19 protein-coding genes, 4 tRNA genes, 3 rRNA genes and 1 riboswitch are annotated in these 25960 nt (G+C 53.5%); of the genes, 18 read left to right on the plus strand and 8 right to left on the minus strand.

Annotated elements, in window-relative coordinates; translation table 11 throughout:
- Positions 1–25: 25 nt before the first annotated feature.
- Positions 26–1399: an argininosuccinate lyase gene (gene argH, locus D9980_RS20905; protein WP_121608332.1), complete on the plus strand. Its 1374-nt coding sequence runs from the start codon at positions 26–28 to the stop codon at positions 1397–1399.
- A 30-nt stretch (positions 1400–1429) separates the two neighbouring features.
- On the opposite strand, the gene D9980_RS20910 is transcribed toward argH, so the two are convergent.
- The 4 genes from D9980_RS20910 to D9980_RS20925 form a co-directional block, all read right to left on the minus strand.
- Positions 1430–1756 carry a type II toxin-antitoxin system HicB family antitoxin gene (locus tag D9980_RS20910; RefSeq protein ID WP_024482858.1) on the minus strand — a complete coding sequence of 109 codons (327 nt, stop codon included), beginning with the start codon at positions 1754–1756 and terminating at the stop codon, positions 1430–1432.
- The gene (locus tag D9980_RS20915) at positions 1743–2003 is read right to left on the minus strand and encodes a toxin HicA (RefSeq protein ID WP_121608333.1); all 261 of its coding nucleotides are present in this window, start codon (positions 2001–2003) and stop codon (positions 1743–1745) included. Before D9980_RS20915 ends, D9980_RS20910 begins: the two co-directional genes overlap by 14 nt.
- Before the next feature lie 170 nt (positions 2004–2173).
- Positions 2174–3622: a dihydrolipoyl dehydrogenase gene (locus D9980_RS20920; RefSeq protein WP_121608334.1), complete on the minus strand. Its 1449-nt coding sequence runs from the start codon at positions 3620–3622 to the stop codon at positions 2174–2176.
- Between the two features lie 131 nt (positions 3623–3753).
- Positions 3754–4485 (minus strand): glutathione peroxidase, encoded by a 732-nt coding sequence (locus D9980_RS20925; protein ID WP_021181914.1) that lies wholly within the window; start codon positions 4483–4485, stop codon positions 3754–3756.
- Positions 4486–4638: 153 nt separating this feature from the next.
- On the opposite strand from D9980_RS20925, the gene oxyR reads away from it, so the two are divergent.
- Positions 4639–5556: a DNA-binding transcriptional regulator OxyR gene (oxyR, locus tag D9980_RS20930; RefSeq protein WP_024482855.1), complete on the plus strand. Its 918-nt coding sequence runs from the start codon at positions 4639–4641 to the stop codon at positions 5554–5556.
- On the opposite strand, the gene sthA is transcribed toward oxyR, so the two are convergent.
- Positions 5539–6936: a Si-specific NAD(P)(+) transhydrogenase gene (sthA, locus tag D9980_RS20935; RefSeq protein WP_021807209.1), complete on the minus strand. Its 1398-nt coding sequence runs from the start codon at positions 6934–6936 to the stop codon at positions 5539–5541. The two genes, oxyR and sthA, sit on opposite strands and share 18 nt — an antisense overlap.
- Before the next feature lie 191 nt (positions 6937–7127).
- Positions 7128–8258: an RNA-guided endonuclease TnpB family protein gene (locus tag D9980_RS20940; protein ID WP_121608335.1), complete on the minus strand. Its 1131-nt coding sequence runs from the start codon at positions 8256–8258 to the stop codon at positions 7128–7130.
- Positions 8259–8430: 172 nt separating this feature from the next.
- On the opposite strand from D9980_RS20940, the gene fabR reads away from it, so the two are divergent.
- Both fabR and D9980_RS20950 read left to right on the plus strand, forming a co-directional pair.
- Positions 8431–9063, plus strand: coding sequence for an HTH-type transcriptional repressor FabR (fabR, locus tag D9980_RS20945; RefSeq protein WP_024482854.1), 633 nt, complete (start codon positions 8431–8433; stop codon positions 9061–9063).
- A gap of 13 nt (positions 9064–9076) precedes the next feature.
- The gene (locus D9980_RS20950; RefSeq protein WP_121608336.1) at positions 9077–9439 is read left to right on the plus strand and encodes a YijD family membrane protein; all 363 of its coding nucleotides are present in this window, start codon (positions 9077–9079) and stop codon (positions 9437–9439) included.
- Between the two features lie 228 nt (positions 9440–9667).
- On the opposite strand, the gene trmA is transcribed toward D9980_RS20950, so the two are convergent.
- On the minus strand, positions 9668–10768 hold the full coding sequence (gene trmA / locus D9980_RS20955; protein ID WP_121608337.1) for a tRNA (uridine(54)-C5)-methyltransferase TrmA: 1101 nt from the start codon (positions 10766–10768) through the stop codon (positions 9668–9670).
- Positions 10769–10888: 120 nt separating this feature from the next.
- Positions 10889–11104: riboswitch (cobalamin riboswitch) on the plus strand.
- Positions 11105–11177: 73 nt separating this feature from the next.
- Here trmA and btuB point away from each other — a divergent pair.
- From btuB to yjfF, 13 genes are all read left to right on the plus strand, one after another.
- Complete coding sequence (gene btuB, locus D9980_RS20960) at positions 11178–13058, plus strand: TonB-dependent vitamin B12 receptor BtuB (RefSeq protein ID WP_370454358.1); 1881 nt, start codon at positions 11178–11180, stop codon at positions 13056–13058.
- On the plus strand, positions 13003–13866 hold the full coding sequence (gene murI / locus D9980_RS20965) for a glutamate racemase (RefSeq protein WP_121608338.1): 864 nt from the start codon (positions 13003–13005) through the stop codon (positions 13864–13866). The genes btuB and murI overlap by 56 nt, the downstream gene beginning before the upstream one ends.
- A gap of 415 nt (positions 13867–14281) precedes the next feature.
- A 16S ribosomal RNA gene (locus tag D9980_RS20970) occupies positions 14282–15822 on the plus strand.
- Positions 15823–15897: 75 nt separating this feature from the next.
- Positions 15898–15974: transfer RNA gene (locus D9980_RS20975), tRNA-Ile, on the plus strand.
- A 155-nt stretch (positions 15975–16129) separates the two neighbouring features.
- Positions 16130–16205: transfer RNA gene (locus D9980_RS20980), tRNA-Ala, on the plus strand.
- A gap of 219 nt (positions 16206–16424) precedes the next feature.
- Positions 16425–19332 (plus strand): 23S ribosomal RNA (locus D9980_RS20985).
- Between the two features lie 102 nt (positions 19333–19434).
- Positions 19435–19550 (plus strand): 5S ribosomal RNA (gene rrf, locus D9980_RS20990).
- The 16S, 23S and 5S rRNA genes sit together here with 4 tRNA genes alongside, the layout of an rRNA operon.
- Before the next feature lie 94 nt (positions 19551–19644).
- Positions 19645–19721 (plus strand) — tRNA-Asp (locus D9980_RS20995).
- Positions 19722–19774: 53 nt separating this feature from the next.
- Positions 19775–19850: transfer RNA gene (locus tag D9980_RS21000), tRNA-Trp, on the plus strand.
- 296 nt (positions 19851–20146) lie between these two features.
- On the plus strand, positions 20147–21103 hold the full coding sequence (gene ytfQ, locus D9980_RS21005; RefSeq protein WP_121608339.1) for a galactofuranose ABC transporter, galactofuranose-binding protein YtfQ: 957 nt from the start codon (positions 20147–20149) through the stop codon (positions 21101–21103).
- 22 nt (positions 21104–21125) lie between these two features.
- Entirely contained in the window at positions 21126–22640 is a 1515-nt protein-coding gene (gene ytfR, locus D9980_RS21010; RefSeq protein WP_121608340.1) for a galactofuranose ABC transporter, ATP-binding protein YtfR, read from the plus strand.
- A gap of 17 nt (positions 22641–22657) precedes the next feature.
- On the plus strand, positions 22658–23659 hold the full coding sequence (ytfT, locus tag D9980_RS21015; RefSeq protein WP_037376499.1) for a galactofuranose ABC transporter, ATP-binding protein YtfT: 1002 nt from the start codon (positions 22658–22660) through the stop codon (positions 23657–23659).
- Entirely contained in the window at positions 23656–24648 is a 993-nt protein-coding gene (gene yjfF / locus D9980_RS21020) for a galactofuranose ABC transporter, permease protein YjfF (RefSeq protein WP_059199402.1), read from the plus strand. Before ytfT ends, yjfF begins: the two co-directional genes overlap by 4 nt.
- 4 nt (positions 24649–24652) lie before the next feature.
- Here yjfF and hdfR read toward each other — a convergent pair whose 3' ends face one another.
- The gene (gene hdfR, locus D9980_RS21025; protein ID WP_121608341.1) at positions 24653–25480 is read right to left on the minus strand and encodes an HTH-type transcriptional regulator HdfR; all 828 of its coding nucleotides are present in this window, start codon (positions 25478–25480) and stop codon (positions 24653–24655) included.
- A 119-nt stretch (positions 25481–25599) separates the two neighbouring features.
- Here hdfR and D9980_RS21030 point away from each other — a divergent pair, with 119 nt between their 5' ends.
- Positions 25600–25938, plus strand: coding sequence for a DUF413 domain-containing protein (locus tag D9980_RS21030; protein WP_021181829.1), 339 nt, complete (start codon positions 25600–25602; stop codon positions 25936–25938).
- Positions 25939–25960 lie beyond the last annotated feature (22 nt).

Raw genomic sequence — 25960 nt, forward strand, 5'->3', positions numbered from 1 at the left:
CGCATACTTATTCAGGAGCAAGATTATGGCACTTTGGGGCGGACGGTTTAGTCAGGCAGCGGATCAGCGGTTCAAACAGTTAAATGATTCCCTGCGCTTCGACTATCGCCTGGCGGAACAGGATATTGTGGGCTCCGTCGCCTGGTCAAAAGCGCTGGTGACCGTCAACGTACTGACGTCAGCAGAGCAACAGCAGCTTGAGCAGGCACTGAACGTGCTGCTGGAAGAAGTGCAGGCCGATCCTCTGGCGATCGTTAACAGCGACGCAGAAGATATTCACAGCTGGGTTGAGCAGAAGCTGATCGATAAAGTCGGCGATCTGGGCAAAAAGCTGCATACCGGCCGCAGCCGTAACGATCAGGTGGCCACCGATCTGAAACTGTGGTGCAAACATCAGGTTAGTGAACTGCATCAGGCGTTGGTACAGCTGCAACAGGCGCTGGTAGAAACCGCCGAAGCCAATCAGGATGCGGTGATGCCGGGTTACACCCACCTACAGCGCGCCCAGCCGGTAACTTTTGCCCACTGGTGCCTCGCTTACGTTGAGATGCTGGCGCGTGATGAAAGCCGCCTGCAGGATACGTTGAAACGCCTGGACGTCAGCCCGCTGGGTAGCGGTGCCTTGGCCGGAACCGCTTATCCGATCGACCGTGAACAACTGGCTGGCTGGTTGGGCTTTGCCTCTGCCACGCGCAACAGCCTGGATAGCGTCTCCGATCGTGACCACGTGCTGGAGCTGCTGTCCAATGCTGCCATCAGCATGGTGCACCTGTCGCGCTTTGCCGAAGACCTGATCTTCTTCAACAGCGGCGAAGCGGCGTTTGTCGAGCTTTCGGATCGCGTGACCTCAGGGTCATCGCTGATGCCACAAAAGAAAAACCCCGACGCGTTAGAGCTGATCCGTGGCAAGTCTGGGCGTGTGCAAGGGGCTTTGACCGGCATGATGATGACGTTGAAAGGCCTGCCGTTGGCCTACAACAAAGACATGCAGGAAGACAAAGAAGGGCTGTTCGACGCGCTCGACACCTGGATGGATTGCCTGCAGATGGCGGCATTGGTGCTGGACGGCATTCAGGTGAAGCGCCCGCGCTGCCAGGAAGCGGCACAGCAAGGCTATGCTAACGCCACCGAACTGGCCGACTATCTGGTTGCCAAAGGCGTGCCGTTCCGCGAAGCGCACCACATTGTGGGTGAAGCGGTAGTGGAAGCGATCTGCCAGGGCAAGCCGTTGGAAGACCTGCCGCTGAGCGATTTGCAGAAATTCAACAGCGTGATTGGTGACGACGTTTATCCGATCCTGTCGCTGCAATCTTGCCTGGATAAGCGCGCGGCCAAGGGTGGTGTTTCTCCTCAGCAGGTTGCCTATGCGATCGCCGAGGCGAAAAAACGTCTGTTCTAAGCTACGCTTGAGGGCAGCGCAATGCTGCCCTTATCCTGCCAACCGGGCGCACAAATAGCGGTTCAGGCTAACGCCTTCATCCATAGCATTAATCGCCAGACGGCGATGCTGTTCCGGGGTCATCCGCAGTACCAGTTTCCCACTGAAATTTTTCTCTGCCAGTGCCTCTGGCGGCGTTTCGCCCTGGGCGAGCATATCGGCAATCACATCGCGGACCAGTTTTTCAATGCCGTCCAGCGCTGCGGTGCGGGTAGGTGCCAACCATGACAGAGAAGGAAACTCCGTACAGAGGCCGACATACTCGCTATCCTCCGCTGACCAGGTGATGCGGTAAGTGTAGTGCTCATGTTTTTCCATTTTCTTCCTCCAGTTTGATCAGCGCGCTGATCACCTGTTTGACCTGATATACCTTTGCCATGCCGCTATCTGTACGTTGGATATTCACGCGTGGATCCCCCGGCCAAGGCATTTTGTAAACCTTGTGACTGCCACCGTTCAAGCGGGGTGGGCCAAACCAGTCGGTGCAGATCTTTACTAATGTGTTGAATTTGATATTGGCTTGCCGCTGTTGCAGATCGTCAATGGTTTCTCTGAGTCCTTTCATTTAGCCGTCCTATATTAGTATCAATATTAGTATCATTTCAAGGTGGGGGAGCATAAAAATGACGCTAAAACCAAAACTCGGCAAGCAAGGAGATTCAAGGCTGGAATGCCATACGCAAAAAACCGGGCGCGAAGGCCCGGTGGATGGTGACTCATAGCAGAGATAAAGGTTTATTCGCCAGGGCAACGCTGGCAGCGTTCCGCCTCAGACTCACCCAGCTTCAGCTTGGCTTGCAGATCGCGTAGCGCGGTACGCAGCCCTTCTTCGATCACCGGGTGGTAGAACGGCATATCCAGCATTTGGTCGATGGTCATCTGCTGCTGATGTGCCCAAGCCAACAAATGGGCGATATGCTCCACATCCGGCCCCATCATCTCAGCACCCAGGAAGCGACCTGTCCCTTGCTCGCCATAAACGTGCAAGATGCCTTTATTGCGTAGCATCACCCGGGAACGGCCCTGGTTTTCGAACGATACGGCACCCACTTCAAAACAGCCGCAGGCGCTGAATTTCTGGTTCAGTTCACGGAAGGTCGAGCCGACCATGGCAATTTGCGGGTCTGAGAACACCACGGAAATCGAGCTACGGCGCAGGCCTGGCGTTACTTCTGGGAAGCTGCCCGCGTTGTGCCCGGCAATACGAGCCTGATCGCTGGCTTCGTGCAGCAGTGGCAATTGGTTGCTGGCATCACCGGCGATGAAAATATGCGGCACGCTGGTTTGCATGGTTAAGCGATCGGCCTGTGGCACGCCTTTGGCATCCAGCACCAGAGTGGTATTTTCCAATCCCAGTTTGTCGACGTTCGGCCGGCGGCCGGTGGCGGCCAGCACGTAATCCACCATCATTTCCTGCGTTTGGCCGTGCAGATCCTGGTAGCGGATAAATACTTTGTCGCCTTCGCGCTGCATGATGTCTACTTTGACATCCGGGTCGAGATAGAACTCTTCACCCAGCGTTTTAGCGGCATATTCCCGCACTACGCTGTCGGTCAGCGGGCCAACCGCGCCGCCAACGCCGAACACTTTGGTGGCAACGCCAAGGCGATGCAGCGCCTGTCCCAGTTCCAATCCGATCACCCCTGGGCCAAATACCGCGACGGACTGCGGCAAATCATCCCAGTTAAACACATCGTCATTGACGATCAGGCGGTCGCCAAGATCGTTCCACGGCGCAGGCCAGCTAGGGCGGGAACCGGTGGCAATCACGATACGCTGCGCGACGATGCGCGTATGTTCGTCAACCTGCAAAGTGTTGTCGTCAATGAAGCGGGCATAGCCCTGAATTTTATCTGCGGCCGGGATGCTATCGACTCCTTCCAGTACAAAACCGACGAAGCGATCGCGCTCGCGTTTGACGCGATCCATCACTTCACGGCCATTGATGGTGGTTTTTCCCGCCGGATGGACGCCAAATCCTGGAGCCCGTTCGATCTGATGCACCGCTTCTGCCGCAGCGATCAGTAATTTGGAAGGCATACAGCCAACGCGGGCACAGGTGGTGCCAAAAGGTCCGCCCTCAATCATCACCACGCTGGGGGTAGAAAGTTTTGCTGCGCGGTAAGCGCCTAGTCCAGCTGTGCCGCCGCCAATAACGGCGACGTCGACATTCAACAGTTTCATATCCGCTCCTGAAGGGTATAAAAAAAGGGCGGGTTAGCACCCGCCAAAAGTCACATTACTTCTATTCCGTTGGTTTACAGGCGACAGATTGTTGAACCGTGCCTGAGGCCCATCGGGTTTATTTTTATCATTCAGGCTGACAGGAAGTTTTCCAGATCGTCGCTACCACCGATGTGACGACCACCGATAAACACCTGTGGCACGGTAGCGCGGCCGCTGACAGCGCGCAGGCTGACCGTGGTCGCGTCTTGGCCCAACACGATTTCTTCATATTGGATCCCGCGCTCTTGCAGCATTTGTTTGGCTTTGGCGCAGAACGGGCAGCCCGGTTTGGTGAACAGGGAAACCGATTCCTGCACTTGGAATTCAGGTGCCAGGTATTTCAACATGGTGTCGGCGTCAGAAACTTCAAACGGGTCGCCCGGCTTGTTGGGTTCGACGAACATTTTTTCTACCACACCGTTACGCACCAGCATGGAGTAGCGCCATGAACGTGGGCCAAAGCCCAGATCGGCTTTCTCAACCAGCATGTTCATACCCTTGGTGAATTCACCGTTGCCGTCCGGCACGAAGGTAATATTTTCGGCGTGTTGATCGGCTTTCCAGGCGTTCATCACAAAAGTATCGTTCACCGAGACGCACAGAATGCTGTCAACGCCATGTTGCTTGAACACGCTGGACAGTTCGTTATAGCGCGGCAAATGGCTGGATGAGCAGGTTGGGGTGAACGCGCCCGGCAAGGAGAACACGATCACGGTTTTGTCTTTGAACAGGTCATCCGTGGTGACATCGATCCATTGGTCGCCCTGGCGAGTATGGAAGGTAACCTGAGGGACTTTTTTGCCTTCTTGACTGGTAAACATGAATTAACCCCTTAATTAGAAAAATGAATTTTTTATGTTGGCGCCGTTGCGCTTCGTTGGGGGACATTATTCACTGCGGGGCTTGATAGTTCTAATCACTCGTTGCTATCTTATCTATCGCCATGAGCTATCATGGCCAGGAGGGAAACAACAATGAATATTCGTGATTTAGAGTATCTGGTCGCCTTGGCCGAGCACCGCCACTTCCGGCGCGCTGCCGACTCATGCCATGTCAGCCAACCAACATTGAGTGGCCAGATCCGCAAGCTGGAAGACGAGTTGGGCGTGATGCTGCTTGAGCGGACCAGCCGTAAGGTGCTTTTCACACAGGCAGGCTTACTGCTGGTGGAACAGGCGCGCACCGTGCTACGCGAAGTCAAAGTCTTGAAGGAAATGGCCAGCCAGCAAGGGGAAGCGATGTCCGGGCCGTTGCATATCGGCCTGATCCCTACCGTGGGGCCTTATCTGCTGCCGCAGATTATCCCTACGCTGCATAAATCCTTTCCCAAGTTGGAAATGTACCTGCACGAAGCACAAACCCATCAACTGCTGGCACAGCTGGACAGCGGCAAGTTGGACTGCGCTATTCTTGCCTTGGTGAAAGAGACCGAAGCCTTTATCGAAGTGCCTTTGTTCGATGAGCCGATGCAATTAGCAGTCTATTCCGACCATCCGTGGGCGCAGCGCGAACGCGTGGCGATGGCCGATTTGGCGGGTGAAAAACTGCTGATGCTGGAAGATGGCCACTGTTTACGCGATCAGGCGCTGGGCTTTTGCTTCCAGGCCGGTGCGGATGAGGATACCCACTTCCGCGCGACCAGTCTGGAAACGCTGCGTAATATGGTTGCCGCAGGCAGTGGGATAACGCTGTTACCCGCCTTGGCAGTACCGCGTGAGCGCGAGCGTGACGGCGTCTGCTATCTGGAGTGCTACAAACCGGAACCGAAGCGCACCATTGCTCTGGTGTATCGCCCCGGCTCCCCGCTGCGTAGCCGCTATGAGCAGCTGGCCGAGGCTATTCGCGAACACATGCAGAACTACCTGGACGCGGGCCTAAAAAAGGCGGTTTAAACCGTTTAGCGCGGCCACGCGGTAGGCTTCGGCCATGGTCGGATAGTTGAAGGTGGTATTGACGAAATACTCGATGGTATTACCTTCACCTTTTTGTTCCATGATCGCCTGACCGATGTGAATGATCTCTGCCGCACGCTCACCAAAGCAGTGGATCCCCAGGATCTGCAAGGTATCGCGGTGGAACAGGATCTTCAGGCTACCCACGTTCATACCGGCAATCTGCGCCCGGGCCAGGTGTTTGAACTGGGCACGGCCCACTTCATAGGGCACCTTCATCGCCGTCAGTTCCTGCTCGGTTTTACCGACGGAGCTGATTTCCGGAATGGTATAAATGCCCGTTGGAATGTCTTCGATCAGATGCCCGCTGGCTTCCCCAGAGGAGATGGCCTGAGCGGCGATGCGGCCCTGGTCATAAGCGGCAGATGCCAGACTCGGATAGCCGATCACGTCACCCACTGCATAAATGTGGGATACGGCGGTCTGATACATGCTGTTGACCTTCAGCAGGCCACGGCTGTCTGATTCCAGACCCACGTTCTCCAGGCCAAGCGCATCAGTGTTACCGGTACGGCCATTGGCATACAGCAGGCAATCGGCCTTCACTTTCTTGCCGGATTTCAGGTGCACAATCACGCCGTCATCGGTACCCTCGATCTTCTCGAACTCTTCATTGTGGCGGATCACCACGCCGTTATTCCAGAAGTGATAAGACAGGGAATCTGACATCTCCTGATCGAGGAACGCCAGCAACCGATCGCGGGTGTTGATCAAGTCCACCTTCACGTTCAAACCACGGAAGATAGAAGCATATTCGCAGCCAATTACCCCGGCACCGTAGATAATCACGTGGCGTGGCTCGTGGTTCAGCTCCAGGATGGAGTCGCTGTCATAAATGCGCGAGTGGTTAAAATCAACGCCGTTCGGATGATAAGGGCGTGAACCACAGGCGATCACAATATGGTCGGCGCGGATGGTATCCTGCGTGCCATCCATATAGCTTACGCTGACGGTGTTGGCGTCGATAAACTTGGCGTTACCGGCGAACAACTTGCACTGGTTACGTTCGTAGAACCCTTGGCGCATGCGCGTTTGCTGGTTAATCACGCTGTCGGCGTGGCGTAAAATGTCAGGGAAGGTGGCGCTAAGGGTGCGGGAGTTATTGTAAAGCGGGTTCTGGTTGAATTCGATAATGCGGCTGACGGCGTGGCGGAGGGCTTTTGAGGGGATGGTTCCCCAGTGAGTACAACCGCCGCCCACGTTATTGTACCGTTCGATCACGGCCACGCGGGCACCTTGTTTCACCAGACCCATGGCTGCGCCTTCACCACCAGGGCCGGAGCCGATGATAATGGCATCAAATTGATAGTGTTGTTGCATGTAGGAGAGACCTGTTCTTATACAAATTTACAACGGTATCTTAACATCATAGCGCTGCGTGCCCAATTACCATTAGCCTTTTTGTGGCAAAGCACAATCGGTGTGGCCCAGAACTGTGACAAAGCGCGTTTGTTTGACTGCTCCTCGCCTTCGCCTTGAAGGACGGGGATTCCCACTTCACAGAGTTGAACCTAAGCTGCATTTAGCAGTTCAGGTTTTACCGGCTCTCCGTGGGCTAACACTGCCAGCCCGGCAGCTTTTATATTGCGTGCCGCGTTAATATCTCGATCATGGGCTGCACCGCATTCTGGGCAGACCCATTGCCGAATACCAAGAGGCATTTTTTGTACGGTGAAACCACAACAACTGCAGCGTTTTGAGGATGGGAAATATTGGTCAATAGCAACCACGTTACGTCCCGCCCATCCGCCTTTGTACTGAAGCTGGCGGACTAATTCGGACCAGCCAGCATCAGCTATCGCTTTTGATAGTGTCGGATTGCGGATCATGTTCTTCACTTTCAGAGATTCGACGCAAACTACTTGGTTCTCGTTAATCAGTTTGCGGGACAATTTGTGGAGATTGTCCAGACGGCAATCCGCTATTTTCCCGTGTAAACGAGCGACTTTTAATCGGGCTTTAGCACGGTTTTTCGAGCCTCTGGTCTTTTTGCTTAACCGGCGCTGGAGCAGTGCCAGACGTGTCGCATATTTAGCGGTATAGCCGGGATTACCGGTTTTGAACCCGGTATCGGTGACGAATAAATCTTTTAAGCCCACATCAATCCCGACTATTTTGGGACTGACCGGCAGTGATGCTGGTTCACATTCACACAGACAGGAGACGAAGTACCGCCCAGCGGTATCTTTGGAGATAGTAACGGTTGATGGAGTGGACGGCAAAGGGCGTGACCACTGCACGTCTAATGGAGTCTTGCTTTTTGCCATCGACAATTTACCATCAAGGTATTTAAACGCCGCATTGGTGAGCGTAATTTTCTGCCTGTGGCGTTTGCCTTTAAACACTGGGTATGCAGCACGGCCTTCAAAGAAGTTTTTGAAGGCCACTTGTTGGTGGCGCAGTGCTTGCTGCAAGGGAACACTTGAAACGTCATTTAGCCAGACAAGGTCCGGGTCTTTTTTGAGTGCAGTCAATCTGGCACTTGCCTGCGTATAGCCGATTTTTTCTTTTCGCTGAAAGTAGGCGTCGGTACGCCAGCGTAGAATGAAGTTGTAGACGAAACGCACACAGCCGAAGGTTTGAGACAGTAGCTCAACCTGTTCGGTTGTTGGATAGAATCGGTATTTATAAGCACGTTTCATATTGCTTAAATTTTATGCACCTTGATGAAGTAAGGTCAAATGAAATTACGCAGTTAACGTGTTTTTATCCCCCGTGCGCGAAGGGCGAAGTTTTACGCGCGCTAGGATAAATTTGCTATATTGCCAGTTCTGCGGCGTTAGACTGAAGAAGGGAAGTCATCCGGATATGCAAATGGGCGTCAGAGCACAACAAAAAGAACGCACGCGTCGTTCCCTCATTGAGGCGGCTTTCAGCCAGCTGAGTGCCGAGCGCAGTTTTGCCAGCCTGAGCCTGCGTGAAGTCTCACGAGAGGCGGGCATCGCGCCCACGTCTTTCTATCGCCATTTCCGCGATGTGGATGAGCTTGGGCTCACCATGGTTGACGAAAGCGGCCTGATGCTGCGCCAATTGATGCGCCAGGCACGCCAGCGTATTGCCAAAGGCGGCAGCGTGATCCGCACGTCGGTATCGACCTTTATGGAGTTTATCGGCAATAATCCCAACGCCTTTCGGCTGTTGCTGCGAGAACGTTCCGGCACCTCGGCCGCGTTTCGTGCGGCGGTAGCACGGGAAATCCAACATTTTATCGCCGAACTGGCAGATTACCTTGAGCTGGAAAACCATATGCCGCGCAGCTTTACCGAGGCGCAGGCGGAAGCTATGGTGACGATCGTGTTCAGTGCCGGGGCGGAAGCGCTGGATATTGATATTGAACAACGGCGGCAGCTCGAAGAAAGGTTAGTGTTGCAACTGCGGATGATCTCCAAAGGAGCCTATTACTGGTATCGCCGCGAACAAGAAAAAGCATCTGTATCCCACGTATAACAAGGTGAAAGTCATGGAAAAACTAAGCCGTGAGAATGGTACTTTACTGCTGGCGTTGATTGCTGGCCTGTCCGTAAACGGTTCCTTTGCCGCGCTGTTCAGCTCGGTGGTGTCGTTTTCTGCCTTCCCGTTGATTGCTTTGGTGTTGGCGGTATATTGCCTGCATCAGCGTTACCTGAACCAGCCAATGCCGGATGGTATGCCAAAACTGGCGGCCGGCTGTTTCCTGTTGGGCGTCCTGGGATATAGCGCGATCGTGCGTGCGGAATATCCGCAGATCGGCTCGAACTTCCTGCCCTCGATTGTTTGCGTGGTGCTGGTGCTCTGGATTGGTTTCCATTTAAAGAAACGCAATACCGTCACTGTTCAGCATTAAAAATGGTTATATCGAGAAAAGGCACTCTGCGGAGTGCCTTCAGATTGCTGACAAAGTGGCAATATTGCTGAATTGGTCGGGATCTACCTATACCAGTATTTTCTAACCCATTGATTATCAAGACGGGCGCAGCATGCAGCGCCCCTACATTGTAAGCCCGGTGAGGGTTTGTCAGCAGTCTCAAGGCACTCTGCGGAGTGCCTTTTTTGGTTTTTGCGTCTGTCTAGATCAGCGGCGTTCGAGTAATACGCCACATTCCATATGATGGGTATATGGGAACTGATCGAATAGAGCCAGGCGAGTGATTTTGTGCGTGGCCTGCAGCGTATCCAGATTGGCGCACAGAGTCTCCGGGTTGCAGGAGATGTAAAGGATGCGTGGATAGGTCTGCACCATTTTCACCGTTTCCTCATCCAGCCCGCTGCGCGGCGGATCGACGAAAATGGTCTCACAGTTATAGCTGCTCAGATCGATCCCTTTTAACCGGTTGAACTCGCGAGCGCCGTTCATTGCCTGAGTGAAATCTTCCGCCGCCATGCGGATAATCTGCACGTTGTCGATATTATTGGCCGCGATGTTGTACTGCGCCGCCGCCACCGAAGGCTTGGCTATTTCAGTGGCTAACACTCGCTCGAAGTTGCGGGCCAGGGCCAGCGAGAAGTTGCCGTTACCGCAATACAGCTCCAGCAGGTCCCCTTTTGCACCTTGGGTCACATTCAGCGCCCATTCCAGCATTTGCACGTTCATGGCTGCGTTGGGCTGGGTGAAGCTGTTTTCGACCTGGCGATAAATCATTTCGCGGCCAGCGACCGGCAGCACTTCGTCGACGTAGTCCTGATCCAGCATGATTTTCATCTTCGAGGCGCGGCCAATCAGCTGCACATCGAAGCCGTCTGCGCGTAATGTGTCACGCAGCGCAGTGGCATCTTGCTGCCATTGTTCGTCCAGCTTGCGGTGATACAGCAGCGAGGCAATGATTTTACCGCTCTGCGTAGAAAGATAATCGATCTGGAACAGCTTGTGGCGCAGCACTGGATTGGGCTTGAGGGCCGCCATCAGGGCGCTCATCAGGCGGTTAATCAGCTCGCTGGCCGCCGGGAAGCTATCGACACGGATACGCTGCTTGGTCTGCTGATCGAACATGATGTGGTACATATCGTCCTCATCATGCCAGATGCGGAATTCCGCACGCATTCGGTAGTGGCTGACTGGCGAGCGAAACACTTCCGGCTCGGGCGCCGTGAACGGTGACATCATGGTCTTCAGGCGGGCTGTTTTCTCCGCCAGTTGGTCGTCATAGCGTTCAATGGGCAAATTCTCGGGCGTCATGGTTTCTCTCGTCAGGCAAATTGGATCAGCGGGGATTGTAGGGAATCAGCCCGTGAAGTCCAGTTTTGTTGTGGTGCTATTTTGCAACACTGTTGGCAATCTAGACATCCATTTTCATTGATTGTAGCATTGCCGTCCGGTCTCAAGCAGCGAGTGAAAAGGGAATCCAGTGCAAATCTGGAGCTGACGCGCAGCGGTATGGGGAAGTCACGGCGATAGCGTTAAATGACGCAGACACTGTCCACTGCAGGATGGGAAGTCATCGCCCGGTGCGGGTTGCCACAGGCAACCGGCAAATCCCAAGCCCGAAAACCTACCGGTGTACGTCGCAATATCCATAGCCGTCGCGAACTACCGGCCGTGGCCCTGCGGCATCCCCAATGAAGTTTGGATGCTTTTTATAATGACAATGATAAAAAATACACTGCTGGCGGTGGTCTCCTCCGTGACGGCATTTTCTGGATGGGCGCAAGATAACACCACGGCTAAAAGTAGCGATGACCTGGTGGTTACCGCCAACCGCTTCCCTCAACCGGTCTCTTCCGTATTGGCGCCTGCCGATGTGGTGACCCGCGAAGATATCGATCGCTGGCAGGCCAAAAGCCTCAATGATGTGATGCGCCGTTTGCCCGGTGTCGATATTTCACAGTACGGCGGTATGGGGCAGGGGTCATCTCTCTCGGTACGCGGCACCGAAGCTCGTCATGTATTGGTTCTGATCGACGGCGTGCCAATGGCCCGGCTGGGGATCAGCAACGGCGTCGATTTTAACCAGGTTCCGTTGGCGCTGGTTCAGCGTGTGGAGTTTATCCGTGGGCCGCGCTCTGCCATTTACGGTTCTGGTGCCATCGGCGGGGTCATCAACATCATTACCCAGACGGATAAAGAGGGCGGTAAAGTCCAGGCGGGTATCGGTTCTAAAGGATACCAGCAGTACGATGGTGCCTTGCGCCAGCGTTTTGATAACACTGTTGCTACCGTTGCGGGCAGCTACCAGATGACCAATGGCTTCAATGTGCAGCCGGGCTCGCCTTATTCGGTCGACAGCGATCGTGATGGTTTCCGTAATAAAAGCTTCTGGGGCGGGTTGGAGCAACAGTTCAATCAGAATTTCTCAGGTTTCGTGCGGGGTTATGGTTATACCAATAACTCGGACTACGATGTCGGCAATGTACCTTACAGCCCGAAGTACAGTAATGATGAAGACCGCCTGTATAGCCACACCTATGATATGGGGCTGCGTTTCCTGTCTGGGGCTTTCTCCTCTCAACTGACGGGCAGCTATCAGAAACAGAAGGATTACAACTACAGCAGCCAGAATGGCCGTTATGGCATCAGCACTACGCTGGATGATATGGATCAGCGTAACCTGCAATGGGGTAACACCTATGCTTTCGAGCACGGCAGCGTTACCGCCGGTGCCGATTTCCAGCAACAGCGCCTGACTTCTTCCGACAATTCCTTTGCCGATACCTATAAAAGAGACAACACGGGCCTGTACCTGAGTGGCCAGCAGCAGTTTGGCAGCGTGACGTTGGAAGCCTCTGGGCGTGAAGACAAGGCAGGTGACTTTGGTTGGCACGGCACTTGGCAGACCGCGGCAGGTTGGGAGTTTGTTGATGGCTATCGAGCCACCTTGTCTTATGGTACGGGTTTCCTGACGCCGTCATTGGGTCAGCAATATGGCTCAAAACGCTTTGGCATTGATTCCAACAGCAACCTCAAGCCGGAAGAGTCCAAACAGTGGGAAATGGGTCTGGAAGGTTTGACCGGGCCGTTGGATTGGCGTCTGTCTGCTTACCATTACAAAATCCAGAACCTAATCAACTATGATTCTGACCCAGTGACCTATCAGGGGCAGTATTACAATGTGGATAAGGCAACGATTAAAGGTGTGGAATGGACGGGTAGCTTTGATACCTGGATGTTCACCCACCGGTTGACGCTGCAATATATCGATCCGCGTAATGACCAGACCGATGAGGTGTTGGCGCGCCGTTCGAAACGTCAGGCCAAATATCAGTTGGATTGGACGATGTTCAACCTGGACATGGATATCTCGTATCAATACTACGGCAAGCGTTACGACAATATCTCTTCTACTTATAACCCTGAGCAGCGCGTATTGCCGAGTTACAGCACGGTCGACGTGAGCGCCTCATATCCAATAACCTCTCAGCTGACAGTTCGTGGTAGAATTGCCAACCTGTTTGATAAAGATTATGAGACGGCTTATGGCTATGCTACCCCAGGAAGAGAGTACTACCTCACTGGCAGCTATACCTTCTAACGCCACTGCGGCTCCTCGCCCGACGGCGCTGGTTTTTGATTCCGGCGTCGGCGGGTTGTCAGTGTTTCAGGATGTTCGGCAACTGCTGCCGGATCTCCACTATATCTATGCCTTCGATAACGTAGCATTCCCCTACGGCGAGAAATCCGAAGAGTTTATCGTTGAGCGCGTGCTGGAAATTGTCAGTGCGGTTCAGCAGCGCCATCCTCTGGCGATCGTCATCATCGCCTGTAATACCGCCAGTACCGTTTCCTTACCCGCACTGCGTGAACGTTTTGCTTTCCCGGTAGTGGGGGTGGTGCCTGCGATCAAGCCTGCTGCCAAACTGACCGCCAACGGTATCGTCGGTTTGCTGGCCACGCGTGGTACGGTTCAGCGTACTTATACTCATGAACTGATCGAGCGTTTCGCGACAGATTGCAAAATTGAGCTGTTAGGCTCTTCTGAGCTGGTGGAACTGGCAGAGGCCAAGCTGCATGGTGAACCTGTGCCGCTGGCAACGCTGAAGAAAATATTGCAGCCGTGGTTGAGCATGCGCGAGCCTCCGGACACGGTAGTGTTGGGTTGTACTCACTTCCCTCTATTATCTGAAGAGTTGATGCAAGTCCTGCCTGAAGGAACGCGTCTGGTGGATTCTGGTGCGGCAATTGCCCGCAGAGCCGCCTGGCTTATCTCTAATCAGGAGAATCTGGTGTCAACTCAGGAAGAGAATCTGGCGTATTGCATGGCGCTGAATGAAGACACCGATGCTTTATTGCCCGTTTTGCAGGGTTATGGCTTTAAATCGTTGAAAAAACTGCCGCTTTAATGGGTTTTTGCTTAAACATTCGACGGTCAGTAAAAAAAGTGAATTTAGGGGTTGCGGCGTTCTGAGAACTCCCTATAATGCGCCTCCACTGACCGGGAACAACGACGAACAAGTCGCCCAGTCAGGAAGAAGCAACCCGGTGAAAACACCGCGTCTCGTAAGAGAAAAAGGTTGACTCTTCAGCGGGAAAGCGTAATATGCACCTCCCGCGTTACCGAGAAACTTCCCGGTAACGAACGCTCTTTAACAATTTATCAGACAATCTGTGTGGGCACTCACAAGACGATATCCAGCTACTTCGGTAGCAAAAAAATATCAAGTCTTGAAGAGTGACCAAGCAGTAATTCATGCGAATGAATTATTACGAAAGTTAATTTTCGAGCATCGCTGCACGAGTTGCAGCAAATCAAGCTTTTAATTGAAGAGTTTGATCATGGCTCAGATTGAACGCTGGCGGCAGGCCTAACACATGCAAGTCGAGCGGTAGCACAAGGAGCTTGCTCCTGGGTGACGAGCGGCGGACGGGTGAGTAATGTCTGGGAAACTGCCCGATGGAGGGGGATAACTACTGGAAACGGTAGCTAATACCGCATAACGTCTTCGGACCAAAGTGGGGGACCTTCGGGCCTCACACCATCGGATGTGCCCAGATGGGATTAGCTAGTAGGTGAGGTAATGGCTCACCTAGGCGACGATCCCTAGCTGGTCTGAGAGGATGACCAGCCACACTGGAACTGAGACACGGTCCAGACTCCTACGGGAGGCAGCAGTGGGGAATATTGCACAATGGGCGCAAGCCTGATGCAGCCATGCCGCGTGTGTGAAGAAGGCCTTCGGGTTGTAAAGCACTTTCAGCGAGGAGGAAGGGTTCAGTGTTAATAGCATTGTTCATTGACGTTACTCGCAGAAGAAGCACCGGCTAACTCCGTGCCAGCAGCCGCGGTAATACGGAGGGTGCAAGCGTTAATCGGAATTACTGGGCGTAAAGCGCACGCAGGCGGTTTGTTAAGTCAGATGTGAAATCCCCGAGCTTAACTTGGGAACTGCATTTGAAACTGGCAAGCTAGAGTCTTGTAGAGGGGGGTAGAATTCCAGGTGTAGCGGTGAAATGCGTAGAGATCTGGAGGAATACCGGTGGCGAAGGCGGCCCCCTGGACAAAGACTGACGCTCAGGTGCGAAAGCGTGGGGAGCAAACAGGATTAGATACCCTGGTAGTCCACGCTGTAAACGATGTCGACTTGGAGGTTGTGCCCTTGAGGCGTGGCTTCCGGAGCTAACGCGTTAAGTCGACCGCCTGGGGAGTACGGCCGCAAGGTTAAAACTCAAATGAATTGACGGGGGCCCGCACAAGCGGTGGAGCATGTGGTTTAATTCGATGCAACGCGAAGAACCTTACCTACTCTTGACATCCACAGAACTTTCCAGAGATGGATTGGTGCCTTCGGGAACTGTGAGACAGGTGCTGCATGGCTGTCGTCAGCTCGTGTTGTGAAATGTTGGGTTAAGTCCCGCAACGAGCGCAACCCTTATCCTTTGTTGCCAGCACGTCATGGTGGGAACTCAAAGGAGACTGCCGGTGATAAACCGGAGGAAGGTGGGGATGACGTCAAGTCATCATGGCCCTTACGAGTAGGGCTACACACGTGCTACAATGGCATATACAAAGAGAAGCGAACTCGCGAGAGCAAGCGGACCTCATAAAGTATGTCGTAGTCCGGATCGGAGTCTGCAACTCGACTCCGTGAAGTCGGAATCGCTAGTAATCGTAGATCAGAATGCTACGGTGAATACGTTCCCGGGCCTTGTACACACCGCCCGTCACACCATGGGAGTGGGTTGCAAAAGAAGTAGGTAGCTTAACCTTCGGGAGGGCGCTTACCACTTTGTGATTCATGACTGGGGTGAAGTCGTAACAAGGTAACCGTAGGGGAACCTGCGGTTGGATCACCTCCTTACCTAAAGATATGCAGTTGAGTGCAGTGTCCACACAGATTGTCTGATGAAAAAGTAACGAGCAGAAATACCTTTATAGGCTTGTAGCTCAGGTGGTTAGAGCGCACCCCTGATAAGGGTGAGGTCGGTGGTTCAAGTCCACTCAGGCCTACCAGATTCGCACTTATGCTGCGTTATGCGCGCGGTCGTTTACCCAAAAGTAAACTTCCCTTCCGCATGCCTTGCCTAAGCACGAATTAACAGGATTTTCAACAGGAAAGACTGTTATTCACGCGAGTGGTAAATGAAGGTTTCTGCAAGTGACTGTATGGGGCTATAGCTCAGCTGGGAGAGCGCCTGCCTTGCACGCAGGAGGTCAGCGGTTCGATCCCGCTTAGCTCCACCATATCCATATAGTCCTTGATAATACTTCAGAGTGTACTGGCAACAGTATGCTGCGAAGTATTTTGCTCTTTAACAATCTGGAACAAGCTGAAAATTGAAACATGACAGCTGAAACTTATCCCTCCGTAGAAGTATTGGGGTAAGAATTAACCTGTCATAGAGTCTCTCAAATAAACAGCACGACAGTGTCTCTGTTTACAGAAACACCTTCGGGTTGTGAGGTTAAGTGACTAAGCGTACACGGTGGATGCCTAGGCAGTCAGAGGCGATGAAGGGCGTGCTAATCTGCGAAAAGTGTCGGTAAGGTGATATGAACCGTTATAACCGGCAATACCCGAATGGGGAAACCCAGTGTGTTTCGACACACTATCGTATGGTGAATACATAGCCATACGAGGCGAACCGGGGGAACTGAAACATCTAAGTACCCCGAGGAAAAGAAATCAACCGAGATTCCCCTAGTAGCGGCGAGCGAACGGGGAACAGCCCAGAACCTGAATCAGTTCTTGTGTTAGTGGAAGCGTCTGGAAAGTCGCGCAGCAAAGGGTGATAGCCCCGTACACTAAAATGCATTAACTGTGAGTTCGATGAGTAGGGCGGGACACGTGACATCCTGTCTGAATATGGGGGGACCATCCTCCAAGGCTAAATACTCCTGACTGACCGATAGTGAACCAGTACCGTGAGGGAAAGGCGAAAAGAACCCCGGCGAGGGGAGTGAAATAGAACCTGAAACCGTGTACGTACAAGCAGTGGGAGCACCTTCGTGGTGTGACTGCGTACCTTTTGTATAATGGGTCAGCGACTTATATTTTGTAGCAAGGTTAACCGTATAGGGGAGCCGTAGGGAAACCGAGTCTTAACTGGGCGAATAGTTGCAAGGTATAGACCCGAAACCCGGTGATCTAGCCATGGGCAGGTTGAAGGTTGGGTAACACTAACTGGAGGACCGAACCGACTAATGTTGAAAAATTAGCGGATGACTTGTGGCTGGGGGTGAAAGGCCAATCAAACCGGGAGATAGCTGGTTCTCCCCGAAAGCTATTTAGGTAGCGCCTCGTGAACTCATCTTCGGGGGTAGAGCACTGTTTCGGCTAGGGGGCCATCCCGGCTTACCAAACCGATGCAAACTCCGAATACCGAAGAATGTTATCACGGGAGACACACGGCGGGTGCTAACGTCCGTCGTGAAGAGGGAAACAACCCAGACCGCCAGCTAAGGTCCCAAAGTCATGGTTAAGTGGGAAACGATGTGGGAAGGCATAGACAGCCAGGATGTTGGCTTAGAAGCAGCCATCATTTAAAGAAAGCGTAATAGCTCACTGGTCGAGTCGGCCTGCGCGGAAGATGTAACGGGGCTAAACCATGCACCGAAGCTGCGGCAGCGACGCTTAGGCGTTGTTGGGTAGGGGAGCGTTCTGTAAGCCGTTGAAGGTGAACTGTGAGGTTTGCTGGAGGTATCAGAAGTGCGAATGCTGACATAAGTAACGATAAAGCGGGTGAAAAACCCGCTCGCCGGAAGACCAAGGGTTCCTGTCCAACGTTAATCGGGGCAGGGTGAGTCGACCCCTAAGGCGAGGCCGAAAGGCGTAGTCGATGGGAAACAGGTTAATATTCCTGTACTCGGTGTTACTGCGAAGGGGGGACGGAGAAGGCTAGGCTAGCCGGGCGACGGTTGTCCCGGTTTAAGCGTGTAGGGGGAGTGACCTGGTAAATCCGGTTACTTATCAACCCTGAGGCGTGATGACGATGCACTACGGTGCAGAAGTAGTTGATGCCCTGCTTCCAGGAAAAGCCTCTAAGCATCAGGTAACATCAAATCGTACCCCAAACCGACACAGGTGGTCAGGTAGAGAATACCAAGGCGCTTGAGAGAACTCGGGTGAAGGAACTAGGCAAAATGGTGCCGTAACTTCGGGAGAAGGCACGCTGGCGCGTAGGTGAAGAGACTTGCTCTCGGAGCTGAAGCCAGTCGCAGATACCAGCTGGCTGCAACTGTTTAATAAAAACACAGCACTGTGCAAACACGAAAGTGGACGTATACGGTGTGACGCCTGCCCGGTGCTGGAAGGTTAATTGATGGGGTCAGCCGCAAGGCGAAGCTCTTGATCGAAGCCCCAGTAAACGGCGGCCGTAACTATAACGGTCCTAAGGTAGCGAAATTCCTTGTCGGGTAAGTTCCGACCTGCACGAATGGCGTAATGATGGCCAGGCTGTCTCCACCCGAGACTCAGTGAAATTGAACTCGCTGTGAAGATGCAGTGTACCCGCGGCAAGACGGAAAGACCCCGTGAACCTTTACTATAGCTTGACACTGAACATTGAGCCTTGATGTGTAGGATAGGTGGGAGGCTTTGAAGTGTGGACGCCAGTCTGCATGGAGCCAACCTTGAAATACCACCCTTTAATGTTTGATGTTCTAACTCGGCCCCATAATCTGGGGTGAGGACAGTGTCTGGTGGGTAGTTTGACTGGGGCGGTCTCCTCCCAAAGAGTAACGGAGGAGCACGAAGGTTAGCTAATCACGGTCGGACATCGTGAGGTTAGTGCAAAGGCATAAGCTAGCTTGACTGCGAGAGTGACGGCTCGAGCAGGTACGAAAGTAGGTCTTAGTGATCCGGTGGTTCTGAATGGAAGGGCCATCGCTCAACGGATAAAAGGTACTCCGGGGATAACAGGCTGATACCGCCCAAGAGTTCATATCGACGGCGGTGTTTGGCACCTCGATGTCGGCTCATCACATCCTGGGGCTGAAGTAGGTCCCAAGGGTATGGCTGTTCGCCATTTAAAGTGGTACGCGAGCTGGGTTTAGAACGTCGTGAGACAGTTCGGTCCCTATCTGCCGTGGGCGTTGGAAGATTGAGAGGGGTTGCTCCTAGTACGAGAGGACCGGAGTGAACGCACCACTGGTGTTCGGGTTGTCATGCCAATGGCACTGCCCGGTAGCTAAGTGCGGAAAAGATAAGCGCTGAAAGCATCTAAGCGCGAAACTTGCCTCGAGATGAGTCTTCCCTGGGCCTTTAAGGTCCCTGAAGGAACGTTTAAGACTAAGACGTTGATAGGCTGGGTGTGTAAGTGCAGCGATGCATTGAGCTAACCAGTACTAATGATCCGTGAGGCTTAACCTTACAACACCGAAGGTGTTTTAGAGTAGACGACAATTTTCAGCGAAGTTCCGAGATTGGTTCTGGTGGTTACGAAAGTAACGGCCAAGAATGAAACAGAATTTGCCTGGCGGCAATAGCGCGGTGGTCCCACCTGACCCCATGCCGAACTCAGAAGTGAAACGCCGTAGCGCCGATGGTAGTGTGGGGTCTCCCCATGCGAGAGTAGGACACTGCCAGGCATCAAATAAACGTTATCAGTATGACACCTGGTAATGCGCGAAATCACCCAGGTGGTTTTGCCAGCATCGAAAGATGCGACGTAGAAGAATCGGTGGAGCGGTAGTTCAGTTGGTTAGAATACCTGCCTGTCACGCAGGGGGTCGCGGGTTCGAGCCCCGTCCGTTCCGCCACTTATTTAAATTATGCCTGCTACTGTTAGCAGGCATAATGTTAAGCGTAATTTAGGGGCGTAGCTCAGTTGGTAGAGCACCGGTCTCCAAAACCGGGTGTCGCGAGTTCGAGTCTCTCCGCCCCTGCCATATTAGAAACCCTTTGCGAAAGCGAAGGGTTTTTTTGCTTTCTACTCGCCTAGAATTGCCAGTCCTCCCGCTAACACGTACAAAATTCCTGCCGAAATCGTTCCTAATTTAGACATTTCTAGCTGTATCTATGCACAAAATGGTTGTAATCCCGCGCTGTGATATCGCTCATCATTCCTCCCTGTATTTCAACTACACCTTATAAGCCCCACGAGTTTTTTGGGCACACTCGATGAAAGCGAATACACCCACAGCCATCTCTGTCTGACCGATTCAGGCAGAGCGAGGAGAAAAACATGGTTAAGCGTTTACTGTTAGCGGCCGCCGTAAGCGGTGTGTTGATGGGAGCGGCGCAGGCTGCCCCCTTGGTTGTCGGCTTTTCTCAGATTGGTTCTGAATCAGGATGGCGTTCGGCAGAAACCAAAGTGGCGAAACAGGAGGCGGAAAAACGGGGTATTACGCTGAAAATCGCCGATGCACAGCAAAAGCAGGAAAACCAGATCAAGGCGGTGAGATCCTTTATTGCTCAGGGTGTTGACGCCATCTTTATTGCGCCGGTGGTGGCCACCGGTTGGACTCCGGTATTGCAGGAAGCGAAAGAGGCCAAAATTCCGGTCTTCCTGCTGGATCGCATGATCGAAGTGAACGATCCCTCGCTGTATACCGCTGCAGTCGCCTCTGACAGCGTCCATGAAGGGAAAGTCGCAGGCGAATGGCTAGTGAAAGCCGTTGCGGGCAAGCCCTGTAACGTGGTGGAACTGCAAGGTACCGTCGGGTCCAGCGTAGCCATTAACCGTAAGAAAGGCTTTGCGGACGGTATTGCCTCTGCCGACAACGTCAAAATCATCCGCTCGCAGTCTGGCGACTTTACTCGCAGCAAGGGTAAAGAGGTGATGGAAAGCTTTATCAAGGCTGAACAGAACGGCAAGAACATCTGCGCCGTCTATGCACATAACGACGATATGGCCATTGGTGCTATCCAGGCGATTAAAGAAGCCGGCCTCAAACCGGGCTCACAGATCAAGGTTGTTTCCATCGACGGCGTGCCGGATATCTTTAAAGCGATGATGGAAGGGGAAGCCAACGCCACGGTTGAACTGACGCCAAATATGGCAGGACCTGCGTTTGATGCCTTGATTGCATTGAAGAAAGACGGTACACAGCCACAGAAATTTATCCAGACCGAGTCGAAACTGCTGCAGCCTGAAACTGCCAGACAGGAATACGATATGAAGAAAAGCATGGGATATTGATCGTTAACAGGCGGAGCAGATAATGGCCACACCTCAGGCAGCATTATTGGCGATAAACGGGTTATCCGTGGAGTTTCCAGGTGTAAAAGCGCTGGAGCAGGTTGATTTCACACTACAACGCGGTGAGGTGGTGGCGCTTCTTGGGGAAAACGGCGCGGGCAAGTCCACGCTGATTAAGGCATTGACCGGTGTTTACCAACGCTCCGCTGGTGAGATCTGGCTAGAAGGCACCGCGATTGCGCCACAGAATACGGCCCAGGCGCAATCGTTGGGGATTGGCACCGTCTATCAGGAAGTTAACCTGCTGCCTAATATCTCGGTGGCCGCCAATCTGTTTATCGGCCGCGAACCTACCCGCTTTGGCCTGATCGATCAAAAAACCATGTTGCGTAATGCCCGTAAGCTGCTGGAAGGCTATGGCTTACCGCTGGATGTCAGCCAGCCGCTGGGCAACTACTCTATCGCTATTCAGCAAATTGTCGCGATTGCTCGCGCCGTCGATCTCTCCGCCAAGGTGCTGATCCTGGATGAACCCACCGCCAGCCTGGATGCCAAGGAAGTCACCATGCTGCTGGATATTCTCAGCCAACTGCGATCTCAGGGAATGGGGATGATCTTTGTCACCCATTTTCTCGAGCAGGTTTACCGCATCAGCGATCGTATTACGGTGTTGCGTAACGGCAAGCTGGTCGGGACCCGTGTCACCGCCGAGCTACCACGGCTCGAATTGGTGCAGATGATGCTTGGCCACAGTTTTGATGAGACGCTGCTCAAACGCAGTGAACATCAGGCCGTGCAGGCCCCGCCGTTAGTAGAGTTTAGCGGCTATGGCCGACGCGGCATGGTTGAACCCTTTGATCTGGCGATCCGGCCTGGGGAAATAGTCGGCCTGGCTGGTTTATTGGGATCGGGACGTACCGAGACGGCACAACTGATCTTCGGCATTAAGGCTCGGGATAAAGGTACAGCGAAGGTTGAAGGCAAAACGGTGGCGATCCCTACGCCCCGTAAGGCGGCCAGCCTGGGATTTGGTTATTGCCCAGAAGATCGTAAGACCGACGGCATTGTCGGCGCAGCCACTGTGAGGGAAAACATTATTCTGGCATTGCAGGCGCAACGTGGCTGGTTACGGCCTATCCCGTTGCGTGAGCAAACCCGAATTGCGGAGGATTTCATCAAACTGCTGGGGATCCGCACACCGGGGCCGGAGCAGCAAATCCAGTACCTTTCCGGCGGTAACCAGCAGAAGGTGCTGCTTTCCCGCTGGCTGGCGACTAAACCCCGTTTCCTGATCCTGGATGAGCCAACGCGTGGCATTGACGTAGGGGCTCATGCGGAAATTATCCGCCTGATTGAACGGCTTTGTGATGAAGGGTTGGCGCTGCTGGTGATCTCCTCCGAACTGGAGGAGCTGGCAGGTTATGCCGATCGCATTGTGGTATTACGCGATAGAAAACATGTGGCGCAGCTTGAACATGATGCCATTACGGTTCCCGCCATTATGCAGGCCATTGCCGTGCAACAGGGGGCAGCATGAACCACAGGAGTTTTCCCATGACCGGTGGACCGCGCAAAGTAAGGTGGGTAATGCCCGCCGGAGCGACGCAGCTGGGGGCGCTGGCGGTGATTTTGCTTATCGATAGCCTGGTCGCCCCCCATTTCTTTTCAATCCATATTCAGGATGGTCGCCTGTTCGGCAGCGTGATTGATATTTTTAATCGCGGTGCCCCTGTTGCACTGCTTGCCTTGGGTATGACGCTAGTGATCGCCACCGGTGGGATCGATCTCTCCGTCGGTGCGGTGATGGCGATTGCCGGGGCGACCGCTGCCACCATGACCAGCGCTGGCTACCCATTAGCTTACATCCTGGGGGCCGCATTAGCGGTTGGGGCACTGTGTGGCCTGTGGAACGGCTTCTTGGTTGCGGTGCTGCAAATCCAGCCGATCGTCGCCACCTTGATGCTGATGGTGGCTGGGCGCGGTATCGCGCAGTTGATTACCGAAGGGCAAATCGTCACCTTTGAGAGTGAAGGATTAGCCAAGCTCGGCAGTGGTTCGCTGATGTATCTGCCGATGCCGGTGATCATTGCGGCCATCATGCTGCTACTGATTTGGTTACTGACACGCAAAACCGCGTTAGGGCTGTTTATTGAGGCGGTCGGTATCAATTTACGCTCGGCACGTAATGCTGGCGTCAGTACTCGCTGGGTGATCATTGCGGTGTATATCATTTGCGGCCTGTGCGCGGCGGTGGCAGGGGTTATCGTCACGGCGGATATCCGCGGTGCGGATGCCAACAATGCGGGCTTGTGGCTCGAACTGGATGCGATCCTGGCCGTGGTGATTGGCGGTGGGTCACTGCTGGGCGGGCGTTTTAATCTGCTGCTCTCGGTGGTGGGGGCGCTAATCATTCAGGGTATGAATACGGGAATTCTGCTTTCGGGCTATAAACCGGAGTTTAACCTGGTGTTGAAAGCGGTGGTGGTATTAGCCGTGTTGCTGGTGCAATCGCCCAGTGTGTCATTACAGCGGCTGTGGCGGAGACGTAAATCATGATGAAACGTAACCTTCCCCTATTGATCACTATCGCGGTTTTCCTGCTGGGCTACGCCTTTTGCCTTAGCCAATTCCCCAGTTTCGCTTCTACCCGCGTCTGGTGCGATCTGCTGACCGACAACGCTTTTCTCGGCATTGTGGCCGTGGGTATGACATTTGTGATCCTTTCAGGGGGTATCGATCTTTCGGTGGGTTCGGTGATCGCCTTTACTGGCGTACTGTTGGCCAAGCTGATTGGCACTTATGGTATTGCTCCAGGTTATGCATTTGTCATTGCCTTGCTGATGGGGGCCTCGTTTGGTGCGCTGATGGGGTGGATCATCGACGTACTGAAATTACCTGCATTTATCATCACGCTCGCGGGGATGTTCTTCGTGCGCGGCATGAGTTTTATCGTGTCAGAAGAGTCTTTGCCGATTGATCACCCGCTGTATGCCACGCTGGCAAACTACGCCTGGAAAGTCCCCGGTGGTGGCCGATTTACCTTATTGGCGCTGGTGATGCTGCTGGTCGTGGCGATTGGCATGATCCTGGCGCATCGTACCCGTTTTGGCCATAACGTCTATGCCATCGGGGGGAATCCGGTCTCCGCTGGGCTGATGGGGGTGCCGGTACGGCGTACCACCATCCAGATTTACATGCTTTCCAGCACGCTGGCGGCCCTCTCCGGCATTATTTTCTCGCTATACACTTCCGCTGGTTACGCTCTGGCTGCCAGCGGTGTCGAACTGGATGCCATTGCGGCGGTCGTCATTGGGGGAACGTTGCTGACCGGTGGTGTCGGCACCATCTTGGGTACCCTGTTTGGCGTGCTGATCCAGGGCTTAATCCAGAGTTACATCACTTTTGATGGCTCGCTCAGCTCCTGGTGGACCAAAATCGTCATCGGCATCCTGCTGTTCTGCTTTATCGGCCTCCAGAAGGCGATGAGCGCCTTTTGGCAGACCAGACGGGCAAAACCACGCCATCCACGCCTGAAGCCGTCATAGCGGCTCAGGTTGCGGTATTTAAAGGTATTTTCAGCAGTTGGCGGATTAACGGCTGCTGGTCGCTGTTTTGCAGCCAGACGGCATAAAGCGGGCGGATGATCGGCTGGGCGTCAGCAACGGCGATCAACTGAGGGTAGTCTTTTTCCCACTGGCTGGGGAGAAATGCACAGCCGCCGGTCGTTTCCAGCAATTGACGCGTCAGATGTGCGGAAGTGGTGGTCAACACAGGCATGCTGTCGCCCTCAAGCATGCGGGCTTCCTGTTGGTGAAAATCGGCACCCCATTCCAGTTTGATGTAAGGCATGGGGGCAGATTTATCGCGTAGCGACGAGGAAAACAGGCGTAGCGAGAAGTTACCCAACAGTTGGCTGGCCAGCTCATCCATCTTTGGCGGTTCGGTGGTGATTAGCAAATCGAGCTGTCTTTCATGTAGCTGCTTCACCAAAGAATGGCGCAGAGCCACCCTGGCCTCGAGCTGCAAGGCCTCCCGCTGCTGGTAGAGCGATTGCAGCCAGGGCGTGAGATAAGCTTCCCATAGCGACGCGGTGGCACCGATTGAAAGTTCGCTGTGCTGTAGCGATCGCACCACCTCTTTCTTTGCTAACTGCCAAGTGTTCATCAGGCTCTCAGCATAGGGCAACAGCCGCTCTCCTGCTGGTGTCAGGCGGATATTGTTACGGTGGCGGGTGAATAAATTCGCCCCTAATTGTGTTTCAAGCTGACGGATACGGAAACTCACCGCAGACTGCGTTAAGTACAGGGATTCCGCTGCGCGGCCAAAGTGTCGCGTTCTACTGACCTCCAAAAAGGTTTTCAGTAATTCGGTGTCCACACCAATCTCCAAAGTTTTTTATCGTTAAGATTTAAATGTTTTGTTTTACACGATGTCAAGCCTATCTAATACTCCGCGCCATAAACAGCACGGCCATGAGAGAATTAGGAGCGTGTCAGATGGCGGATAGCTTCACCACCAACAGTCGTTTTTTTGATAATAAAAACTATCCTCGCGGGTTCTCCCGTCACGGCGATTTCACCATTAAAGAAGCGCAATTGCTAGAGCGTTTCGGGTATGCGTTCAACGAGTTGGATGCCGGCAAACGCCAGCCAGCCACTGAAGAAGAGCAGTTGTTCGTTGCAGTGTGTCGCGGTGAGCGTGAACCGGTAACCGAGCAAGAAAAAGTATGGTCTAAATATCTGGCGCGCACCCGCCGCCCGAAAAAATTCCATACGCTATCAGGTGGCAAGCCGCAGGCTGATGCGGTAGAAGACTACACTGAAAGCGACGATTGATCATCATGGGGCCATTCGGCCC

The sequence above is a fragment of the Serratia sp. 3ACOL1 genome (assembly GCF_003668775.1).
GTDB classification, from domain to species: domain Bacteria; phylum Pseudomonadota; class Gammaproteobacteria; order Enterobacterales; family Enterobacteriaceae; genus Chania; species Chania fonticola.